The organism is Gordonibacter sp., from assembly GCF_036667095.1.
Classification (GTDB): Bacteria; Actinomycetota; Coriobacteriia; order Coriobacteriales; family Eggerthellaceae; genus Gordonibacter.
Genome location: NZ_JAVWUP010000092.1, coordinates 1 through 10,467, shown reverse-complemented (window position 1 = coordinate 10,467; position 10,467 = coordinate 1). Strand labels below are relative to the sequence as shown.

The following is a 10,467-nucleotide window of genomic DNA, read 5'->3' as shown; positions in this document are numbered from 1 at the left end:
CACGATGGAGCCCGCAAGGCCCGCCGCCACGGCTTCGGCCGTTTGCACGCCTGCACGCAGCTGCGCCTCTTTCGTGGAAGCACCCAGATGCGGCGTGAGAATGGCGTTGTCGAACTCGTGCAGAGGACTGTCCGTGCACGGCTCGCTTTCCCACACGTCCATGCCTACCGCACCGATCTTGCCGGCAGCCAGGAAATCGGCCAGGGACTTCACGTCGTAGATGCCGCCGCGCGCTGCATTCACCAGCACGACGCCGTCCTTCATGCGGGCGTACTGGTCGGGGCCGAACATGCCAATGGTCTCTTTGGTCTTAGGCAAATGGACGGTGATAAAATCGGCCAGCGGCACGATGGCATCCACGTCCTCGTACAGCGTTACGCCCAGCTGCTCCGCACGCTCAGGACTGCAGTAGGGGTCATAACCCACCAACTTCATGCCGAAGGCGCGGGCACGCTCGGCAACCAGCCCTCCGATACGACCCAAGCCGAAGATGGCCAGCGTCTTCTCGTACAGCTCGATACCGGTGAACTTGCCGCGCTCCCACTTGCCTGCATGCATGGAGGCGTTCGCCTGCGGCGTCTTGCGGGCACAGGCGAGGATCAATCCCATGGTCTGTTCGGCGGCAGACACGATGTTGGAAGTAGGCGCGTTGCACACGATGACGCCGCGTTCGGTGGCGGCATCCACATCGACGTTATCCACGCCCACGCCAGCGCGACCGATGATGCGCAGGCGCTCCCCGGCCTCGATGACCGCGCGATCCACTTTGGTGGCAGAGCGTACGATAAGCGCTGCGTACTCCGGAATGGCCGCCACCAGCTCCTCGGGCGTCATATCCAATTTTACGTCAACCTCGTATCCTTTGCCCCTGAGGATCGCAAGACCCGCATCGGCCAGATTCTCAGCCACCAGTACCTTTTTTGCCATGACGGCAGTCACCAGTCCTTTCTCCTGTGCATCCCGCTCTCGCGCCTTCGCTTGCCGGGAAAACAATCGATTCGGCTTCGGCAAGGTTCAAAGCACCCCTTGTTCGGCAGACGCGGCGCAGAGCTTTGTTCGACCAAAGCATTCTAGCGCCACGGCTTTTCTCACCCGAACATAATAGAGCGAAACCGCACTCGTCAGAGGCAAGCGGTCGAAGCGCCATGATTTGAGCAAGGTTGGACAGAAGTTGAACGGTAGGTTGAACAAGGGTTAGACAGGGGTTGGACGATAGGTTGAACAAGGGTTGGACAGGTGTTGGACAGAGGTTGGACGATAGGTTGAACAAGACGGCGTAAAGAGCCGAAACCCGCCCTTCGCGCACATCACCTTGGGTTTCTGGTATACTTTTCCTATCGTTATTCCCGAGAAAGGATGTTCTCATGCAAAAAAGCAGTTCCCAAAAAGCCCTTAAAGTCATCTCCATCATCATGATCGTCTTCGCATCGTTGGGAATCCTGTTCTCCCTGCTCACAACCCTCGGCGGAAGCGTGCTGGGAACAGCAAACTCAAACGACGCGATGGTTGCTGGCGGCCTTTTGGCAGCCATGGGCATCATCACACTCATCGGCAGCATCGTCGATCTGGTCATCGGCATCTTCGGCCTACGCGGCGCCAACGACCCGAGCAAAATCGGGGTGTTCTTCGTGCTGGCGATCATCGGCGTGGTGTTCGCCGCGCTCGTGGTACTGGGGAACTTCATGAACGGATCCATGGATGCAGGCACCATCTTCAGCTCGCTGCTCGGCCTGGTGCTCCCCGTGGTCTGCGTCATCTTGGCGAACAACATCAAGAAGGAAAACCGCCTGTAGAGCTGCGTTTTCAGCTGGCAGGCAAAACGCAGCGGCGCAAGGCGCGCTGCAGGCGTATCCCAAACGGGCGATGGCATCCAACGAGATACCATCGCCCGTTTTGCCGCCTACGAATGTTTAGCGACGTGCGAAGCGGAACAGAGAGCGGATGTTCATGCCCACTTCCTCGATAAGGGCGTTGCCGTGCTCCATGCGCTGCTGCTTGAGCCACGCTTGGCCGTTTTTCGAATCTTCCATGAACTCGCGGGCAAACGAGCCGTCCTGGATACGCTCCAAAACGACCTTCATGGCCTGCTTCGTCTCGGGCGTAACCACCTGCGGCCCCGCATAGTAGTCGCCGTATTCGGCCGTGTTCGACACCGAGTAGCGCATATTGGACATGCCGCCCTCATACATTAGATCCACGATGAGCTTCATCTCGTGGAAGCACTCGAAATACGCCATCTCGGGCGGGTAGCCCGCCTCGACAAGCGTTTCGAAACCAGCGTTGATCAGCGCCGTCACGCCACCGCAGAGCACGGCTTGCTCGCCGAACAGGTCGGTTTCGGTTTCGTTCTTGAACGTGGTCTCGATAACACCCGCACGGGTGCCGCCGACACCCCACGCGTAAGACAGCGCCACGTCCTTCGCCTGGCCGGAAGCATCCTGATTCACGCAGATAAGGCATGGCACACCCGCGCCCTCGGTGAACACGCGGCGCACCATGTGGCCCGGACCCTTCGGCGCGATCATGACCACGTCAATGTCTGCGGGTACCGCGATGTAGCCATAGTGCACGTTGAAGCCATGGGCGAACGCGAGCGTGTCGCCGACCTTCAGGTACGGGGCGATGTCGGCCTCGTAAGTGGCAGCCTGGGTCTCGTCAGGCGTGAGGATCATGATGAAGTCTGCTTCCTCGGCAGCCTCGGCCACGTCCATGACCGCAAGCCCGGCCGCCTCGGCAGCCGCACGCGATTTCGAGCCTGCGCGCAGGCCCACGCGCACATCGCAACCCGAGTCTTTCAGGTTGAGCGCATGGGCGTGACCTTGGCTGCCGTAACCGATGATGGCTATTTTCCGAGCCTTGATAAGCTCTGGGTTCGCATCGTTCTCGTGATAGATCGTGACGGCCATTGTTGGTTTCCTTTCGTTGATGTTCCGTCGTTCTGCCGGACGCCGGGCAAGCCGACGTTGCGGCGCGATTGCTAATCTTTGCTGTTGCGCGACATGGCGATCTTACCCGTGCGGGTTATCTCCTTGATGCCGTAGGCGCGGAAAAGGTCCTCCATGCCTTTGAGCTTACTCTCGTCGCCCGTGGCCTCAATGGTCAGCGAGCTTTTGCCCACGTCGACGATCTTCGCGCGAAACACGTTGGCTATCTCGATGATCTCACTGCGGCGCTCGGGGGCGGCATTCACCTTGAACAGCACCAGCTCGCGCTCGATGGCGTTGTCGTTGGTCAGGTCGCTGATCTTATGTACGCTGATCAGCTTGTGCAATTGCTTCGTGATCTGCTCGTAGGCAACCGCGTCGGCAAGCACGATGGCCGTGACCCGCGACATGGTGGGATCCTCGGTAGGGCCTACCGACAGCGACTCGATGTTGAAACCGCGCCGCGAGATAAGCCCCGTCACCCGGGACAGCACGCCGGGCTTGTTCTCCACGAGCACCGATAGGATATGCCTCATTGCCTCTCTCCTCTCACGCTCGCGCCCGATCGCGCATCGATGTCCTGCCCACGGCTTGCCTCGGATGCGGGCGTGTCCGTGCGCACAGCACCTACTGCCACGTCGATGGCGCCGATGACATCGGAGAGCCCCGCACCCGGAGCCACCATCGGATAGACGTTCTGATCGCGCGAGATGACCACATCGAGCAGGTAGGGGCCTTCAGCTGCCAGCATGTGCTCGACAGCGGCCTCGAAATCTTCCGGACGGTCCACGCGCGCCGCCTGCCAGCCATAAGCGTCCGCCAGCTTCACGAAATCGGGGTTCGCATCCAGAAGTGTCGAGGAATAGCGCTCGTCGTAGAACAGGCGTTGCCACTGGCGCACCATGCCGAGGCACCGGTTGTCCATGATCAGCACCTTCACCGGCACGTTATGGATACCTGCCGTCGCCATCTCCTGGCTGTTCATCTGGAACGACCCGTCGCCGGCCACACAAACGACCGTTTTGTCGGGACATCCGATAGCCGCGCCTATCGCTGCCGGAAAACCGAAGCCCATCGTGCCCAGGCCGCCCGACGAGACGAACGAACGCGGGCGTTCGCGGCTGATATGCTGTGCCGCCCACATCTGGTGCTGGCCCACCTCGGTTACAACGACGCTCTTCTCAGGATCGAGCAAGGCCGAAAGCTGTTCGAGCGCGATTTCCGGAACGATGTCGTCGGGCTGCTCGCTCAAGTCGGGATGGTAGTAGGGGTAGCGCCGCCGCCATTCGGCCACCTGGTTCATCCAGGCAGCCGTCTCAGGTTCGGCACCCTCTTTCCGAAGCGTGGAGACGATACCATCCAGCACGCCCTTGAGGTCGCCGACGATGGGTATTTGGGCGGCGCGCACCTTGCCGATCTCGGCCGGGTCGATATCGATGTGAATGACGTCGGCATGCGGCGCGAACTGGTCGAGGCGCCCCGTCACACGGTCGGAGAACCGCGCCCCGGCCGCAATGATCAGATCGCTTTCCGTCAGGGCAAGGTTCGCATACTTCGAGCCGTGCATGCCCACCAGCCCCAGGTTCAGTGGATGCGAATCGGGGAATGCGCCCTTGCCCATAAGCGTGGTGACCACCGGTATCTGCATATGCTCGGCCAGTGCGCGCAGTTCGCCCGAGGCGCCCGACGACACAAGGCCGCCGCCGGCGTAGAGCACCGGGCGCTCGGCTTGGGCGATGCGCGCGGCGGCCTGGCGCACCTGCTTGGCGTTGCCGCGATAGGTGGGCCTATACGACGGCAGGCTCACCTCGTCGGGATACTCGAAGACGAGCATTTCACTGGCCAAGTCGGACGGCACGTCGATAAGCACCGGTCCCGGACGCCCCGTCTTGGCGATGTGGAACGCCTCGCGAAACGTGCGCGTGAGTTCCTCAGTAGTCTGCAGCAGGTAGCTATGCTTCACCACCGGCATGGTAATGCCCACGATGTCGGACTCCTGGAACGAGTCGGTGCCGATGACCCCGCGTGGAACCTGACCCGTGATGACCACGAGCGGCACGCTGTCCATAAAGGCCGTGGCAATGCCCGTGACCGTGTTCGTGGCACCAGGTCCGCTGGTAACTAGGGCCACGCCCACGTTGCCGGTGGCCCGTGCGTAGCCGTCGGCCTCGTGCACGGCTGCCTGCTCATGGCGCGAGAGCACGTGCGCTATCTGCTTCGAGTCGAACAGCGCGTCGTACATCTTGATGGCCTGACCGCCCGGATAGCCGAAGAGGAGGTCGACACCCTCGGCCTCAAGCGAGGCCACGACGGCCTCGGCACCGGTCATACGCCTGCCCTGCTTCTCGGTCTTGCTGCCCAGGCCCCGGGAGGCGCCTGCTGCTGCGGCCGTGACACCGGCTGGACGCGCAGCCTGCTGGCCCTTTGTAGTGCTGGTGCCGCCCTCGCAAGCCTGCCCGTCGGCCGTTGCCTGCGCTGCGGCCGAGTGCTTCGTGTCGTCGGTCATGATACGTACGCCCCCTTGTCTGCTGAAGAGACGAGCTTCGCGTATTTCGCGAGCACGCCGTGGTCGTGTTTCGGAGCCGGAGCCCTCCAAGCCACGCGGCGGCGCTCCAACTCGGCATCGTCGACATGGAGCGCGAGCACGCCACCCTCGATATCCACCGTAACGAGATCGCCTTCCTCAACCAGCGCGATCGGGCCGCCAGCAGCGGCTTCGGGACTCACATGTCCCACCGCCGGCCCCTTCGTGGCACCCGAGAAACGCCCGTCGGTGATAAGCGCGACGCTCGCGCCCAGGCCCCTACCCACGATGGACGAGGTGGGCGTGAGCATCTCGCGCATGCCCGGACCGCCGCGTGGCCCCTCGTAGCGGATGACCACGACATCGCCCGCCACAATGCAGCCTTCGTTAATAGCCTCGCAGGCCGCCTCTTCGCTGCCGAACACGCGCGCCGGCCCCGTATGGGTAAGCATGGCCGGATCGACGGCCGACTTCTTGACGATGGCGCCGTCAGGTGCCAGATTGCCGTGGAGCACCTTCAGAGCACCCGTCGGCGAGAAGGGGTTGTCGCACGTACGGCACACCTCGCCATCGGCACGCAGGCCGCGTGCAGCACGCTGGTCCAGGTATTCCCCCATTACTCCCATGCACGTGACGGCACGGCGATCGATGCACCCCAAGCGGTTCAGCTCGTCGAGCACCACGCCCACGCCGCCAACCTCGTACAAGTCCGACAGCGGACGCGGCCCGGAGGGTTGCAGCTTCACCAGATGGGGCGTAGCCGCACTTGCCGCCTCCCAATCATCTAAATCGATGGCGCATCCCGCCTCCCGTGCGATAGCCGTAAGGTGCAGCACAGTGTTCGTGGAACCTCCGAATGCCATGTCGCATGCCATGGCATTGTGCACGGCGGCGGCACTGACGATATCCCGGGCGCAGACTCCCCGTTCCAGCAGCTCCATCGCTTTCATGCCCGCATGCTTGGCCAGGCGGATGCGCTCGGAGTACACGGCAGGAATGGTGCCGTTGCCGGGAAGCGCTATACCTAGGGCTTCGGTGAGGCAGTTCATGGAGTTGGCGGTGAACATGCCCGAGCAGCTGCCACACGTAGGGCAGGCGGTATCCTCGTAGTATTTCAGCTCGTCTTCGGACATGCTGCCGTTTTGCACGGCAGCAGCGCCGTCGAAGAGCGTGTTCAGATCGGTCGTGGGGCCGCACCCGCCCGGCTGCTTGCCGGCGAGCATCGGGCCGCCCGACACGAATACGGTAGGGATGTTCACCCGCAAAGCGCCCAGCAGCATACCCGGCACGATCTTGTCGCAGTTCGGAATGCACACCAGCGCGTCGAACGCGTGCCCTTGCACCGCGCATTCCAACGAGTCGGCAATGACCTCGCGCGACACCAGCGAGTAGTGCATGCCGTCGTGGTTCATGGCGATGCCGTCGCACACGCCGATGGTGGACAGCTCGAAGGGCACGCCGCCGGCCATATAGATGCCCGCCTTTACGGCCTCGGCAATCTTGTCGAGGTTGTTGTGCCCGGGAATGATGTCATTGTGGGAGTTGAACACGGCAACGAGCGGCCGCTTCAGTTCTTCGTCGGTGATGCCGTCAGCTTTCAGCAAGCTGCGGTGCGGAGCACGCGCAGGCCCACGTTTGATGGCATCGCTTCGCATATGCATGTCCGATCCTCTCTTCTTCCGAGTCCGCCCACCCGCTAGGGCGAACAGCCGCGCCCTCAGCTTGCTTCGCGCCATGCGCGAGAACAAACAGCGACCTCCTCTGGTGCGGAAAACAAAAAATCCCGCCGCAAGCATAAGCTGCACCAGGACCTCAGAAGGATGGAGAAGACGCGCCGCACTCATGTGCAGGGCGGGAATCTCGATCAGACCGATAACGGAGTCGCCGGCTCAGCCTACTTGCTCCGCGCTGCCCGGAGGTCGTCCGGTTGCACACGCGCAACGTTCGCGCCAAACTGCTCGGAGGTGGCGTTCAGACCGTCCAACACCGGCTCACAGCACCGCCGGCTCTCTGAAGATGGATTCGTCCCTACTGTCCTCGTCAACGCATTTCGTCGTATGAAGTTGTTGGGGGCAAGTATACACGGCAAACAAGGACCCGCAAGAAAAACTTTGAATACCGAAGGGTTTCTTGCAGAAATTCACACAGATCGAATAGGGGTTCCGGCACCCTTTCCTGCCAGCCTCCCGCTGCAACCCCCTCGTTCCGAAAGCGGGAGCAGGGGCCCCTTCCGCAGTCGAGATCCGAGTTATTCCCCCGACGCAACCCAAGCCCTGCACCGCCTGCTCGCCATCGAAGACAACCTACCGCGGCAAGCAAACGTGCAATCTCGCGCAAAACACGGCATTCTACGCCAAAAGCAGCCCTCCAAAGCACCTTCTTTGCTAGACTTGATAGGATTGTTCAGTTTCGGCCTTGAGCACGGCGCACCGGCACCGCCCCATCCGACTCGCTCTGGCCCACGTCGCAGCGAGCGACCCCTCGAAAGGAATACTGCGTGAACCCAGAGGAGCAAAACGAGCAGGACACGCTTGCCTTTGCGCGCAAGCTGCTCGCCGTCTACCTTGAGGACCAGAACCTCGAAGAACTCTCACGGCATCTGAGGGAATACCGGAACCTGCGCACGGAACTGAGCATGAGGGAGCGCCAGCTTACCAACCTGACCAAGAACATCCCCGGGGGCGCCCACCAATGCGCCAACGACCCCGACATGACGCTGCTGTCCATGAGCGACGGGTTCCTCTCCATGTTCGGCTACACCAAAGAAGAAGTGGAGGAGCTCTTCGACGGCAAATTCGTCAACATGGTCTACCCGGGCGATCGGGCCGACATGCTGAAATCCACCTACGCGCAACTTGCAGCAGGACCCGACTTGGAGTTGGAGTACCGCGTGCTTTGCAAGAACGGTCAGCCGATATGGGTCTTGGACAAAGGAAGGCTTATCGACGACGGCAGCGGCGGGCAGTGCTTCTACTGCCTGCTCATCGACGTCACCCAACGCAAACAGCAAGAGGAAGAACTACGTCTGTCGTTGGAACGACACAAGATCATATCCGATCAGGCCACCGACATCATCTTTGAGTGGGACATCCGAAAAGACACGCTCAAGTTCTCGCCCAACTGGAAAAAACGATTCGACTACGAGGCCATCTCGCGCGGCATCAGCGGGCAGATACCGTTGTCGAGCAACATCCATCCGGAGGATATGCCCGCCTTCGTCAAGATCATGCAGGACACCGCCGCAGGCATCCCCTACTCCGAGACGGAGTTCCGTATCCGCAGCATGACCGGTCGCTACTACTGGTGCCGCATCCGAGCCACCGCCCAATACGATGTAGACGGTCGCCCCCTCAAGGCCGTGGGAGTAATCGTGGATATCGACGAAGAGAAACGGCAGAGGCAAGCGCTGATCATGAAGACCCAGTACGACGCATTGACCGGCATCTACAACAAGGCCACTATCGATTTGCTGGTAGAGCGACGGATGAAAAGCGGCAGCATCGCCAAAGACGAGGACCGGGGATACCACGCCCTGCTGATCATCGATGTGGACCATTTCAAAGGCGTTAACGACCAGTACGGCCATCTCTGCGGGGACTTCGTCCTCTCCGAAGTTGCAGCCGCACTCAAAAGCAGCATTCGAAGCAGCGATTTGGCGGGGCGCGTCGGAGGCGACGAGTTCCTTGTCTACCTGCCCGAAGTTACCGACACTCAGTCTGTCTGTCACACGGCTGAGCGCATCCTCGGCGCGCTCGGATCCATTAGGCCCGAGCCGGAAGCCCCGCCCATAACCTGTAGCATCGGCATTGCCGTCCTACCGCAGGCCCGCACCTGTTACCAAGAGCTCTACCAAGCAGCAGACAACGCCCTGTATCAGCGAAAGGACGGCGGGCGCAACGGGTTTACCCTGTTCAATCCGGAAGCGGAAGATCACTAACAACGCGGGGTGCAACCTGCCTCGCCCGCCCCGCCTATCCCGCCTGCCAAAAAGGCACAATCTCGCGCAAAACGCGACACCTTCTGCGCAAAAGGCCTCTACAGAGGGCTTCTTCGCTAACCCTTCATCAATGGCTCGTGCGGTCGAATTCGGGCATAGTATGGCATCGCATTCCACCCTTTAACCGGTAACCGCACCCGTCGCAGCACACACCACGAAAGCAAGGATCGGCTGCACGGCAACTGATAAAACGCACCGTGACACCCGTCAAAAAGGGTAAGGTCAAGCATATTCGCAGCAAGGGGGTGGCGGAGCAGGTGGCAATACTCCTGCCGTTTATTCGCTTGTGGCGAAATAAGCCCCTATCGCCCACAGCGGTACGTTTGTCATCCAATCTTGCTCCCGATAGTCGGACATGGATGTACGCACCCCGTGCAGCCCGGTCTTTTCGTATATCACCCGCAAGCTCTTTGCGCGGAGGTTTTCCTCTGCTTTCACCTCAAGAGGGACAACTTTCCCCTCTTTAGCTACAACGAAGCCCACTTCCGCCTTTCCACCCTTGTCAGCACTCCAATAAAAAGGAGCATTGCCCGCAGCAACGAGCTGTTGGCAAACGTACTGTTCAGTCAGTGCGCCCTTGAACTCTTCGAACCCTTTATTCGAGAGCAACACCTCATCCGGTCTGACCCCCATTGCAGCACCTAACAATCCAACGTCGGGCAGAAAAAGCTTAAAGGCAGCCAAATCGCGGTAAAATTTCAGAGGAGAAGCAAGTTTGTCCACTCGATAGATCCGAGTCGCCAAGCCAGAGTCGACAATCCACTGGATCGCAATCTCATAATCTCTTGACCTTGCCCCTTTTGCGATGCGCCCGAAAACGAATCGATGGTTTTCTCTTCCGAGATGAGCAGGAATGGAATCAAACGCAAGCCGAATGCGTTCTATCTCGTCCTTTTTGGGATACTTAGAAAAATCTTTATCGTATTGATTAAGTAAATCGTTTTGCACAGCACGAGCAAGCGCGTAATCGTTTCCCCCTTCTCGGAACTCAGATACCGCCTTCGGCATACCACCCACAAAAT

8 protein-coding genes are annotated in these 10,467 nt (G+C 60.5%); 2 read left to right on the top strand and 6 right to left on the bottom strand.

Annotation, left to right across the window (positions count from 1 at the left end; all coding sequences use genetic code 11):
- A partial coding sequence (locus RR842_RS09025) for a hydroxyacid dehydrogenase (protein WP_332729535.1) occupies window positions 1-927 on the bottom strand: 927 nt, incomplete at its 3' end.
- Window positions 928-1,364: 437 nt separating this feature from the next.
- Here RR842_RS09025 and RR842_RS09020 point away from each other — a divergent pair.
- On the top strand, window positions 1,365-1,793 hold the full coding sequence (locus RR842_RS09020; protein ID WP_332513912.1) for a hypothetical protein: 429 nt from the start codon (window positions 1,365-1,367) through the stop codon (window positions 1,791-1,793).
- Between the two features lie 117 nt (window positions 1,794-1,910).
- Here RR842_RS09020 and ilvC read toward each other — a convergent pair whose 3' ends face one another.
- The 4 genes from ilvC to ilvD form a co-directional block, all read right to left on the bottom strand.
- Complete coding sequence (gene ilvC, locus RR842_RS09015; RefSeq protein ID WP_332729534.1) at window positions 1,911-2,906, bottom strand: ketol-acid reductoisomerase; 996 nt, start codon at window positions 2,904-2,906, stop codon at window positions 1,911-1,913.
- Between the two features lie 71 nt (window positions 2,907-2,977).
- Window positions 2,978-3,460, bottom strand: coding sequence for an acetolactate synthase small subunit (gene ilvN / locus RR842_RS09010; RefSeq protein ID WP_332513908.1), 483 nt, complete (start codon window positions 3,458-3,460; stop codon window positions 2,978-2,980).
- Window positions 3,457-5,430, bottom strand: a complete 1,974-nt coding sequence (ilvB, locus tag RR842_RS09005; RefSeq protein ID WP_332554040.1) for a biosynthetic-type acetolactate synthase large subunit — start codon at window positions 5,428-5,430, stop codon at window positions 3,457-3,459. Before ilvB ends, ilvN begins: the two co-directional genes overlap by 4 nt.
- Window positions 5,427-7,109 (bottom strand): dihydroxy-acid dehydratase, encoded by a 1,683-nt coding sequence (gene ilvD / locus RR842_RS09000; RefSeq protein WP_332729532.1) that lies wholly within the window; start codon window positions 7,107-7,109, stop codon window positions 5,427-5,429. The genes ilvB and ilvD overlap by 4 nt, the downstream gene beginning before the upstream one ends.
- Window positions 7,110-7,945: 836 nt before the next feature.
- Between ilvD and RR842_RS08995 the strand changes: the two genes are divergently transcribed.
- Window positions 7,946-9,385, top strand: a complete 1,440-nt coding sequence (locus RR842_RS08995; RefSeq protein WP_332729531.1) for a diguanylate cyclase — start codon at window positions 7,946-7,948, stop codon at window positions 9,383-9,385.
- A 336-nt stretch (window positions 9,386-9,721) separates the two neighbouring features.
- Here the strand turns inward: RR842_RS08995 and RR842_RS08990 are convergent.
- A partial coding sequence (locus RR842_RS08990) for a DUF4143 domain-containing protein (protein WP_332521466.1) occupies window positions 9,722-10,467 on the bottom strand: 746 nt, incomplete at its 5' end.

Excerpts from the sequence above, each read along its gene's own strand:
- ilvB (WP_332554040.1), bottom strand. The coding sequence starts at position 5,430 with ATGACCGACGACACGAAGCACTCGGCCGCAGCGCAGGCAACGGCCGAC.
- ilvD (WP_332729532.1), bottom strand. The coding sequence starts at position 7,109 with ATGCATATGCGAAGCGATGCCATCAAACGTGGGCCTGCGCGTGCTCCG.
- ilvN (WP_332513908.1), bottom strand. The coding sequence starts at position 3,460 with ATGAGGCATATCCTATCGGTGCTCGTGGAGAACAAGCCCGGCGTGCTG.
- RR842_RS09020 (WP_332513912.1), top strand. The coding sequence starts at position 1,365 with ATGCAAAAAAGCAGTTCCCAAAAAGCCCTTAAAGTCATCTCCATCATC.
- ilvC (WP_332729534.1), bottom strand. The coding sequence starts at position 2,906 with ATGGCCGTCACGATCTATCACGAGAACGATGCGAACCCAGAGCTTATC.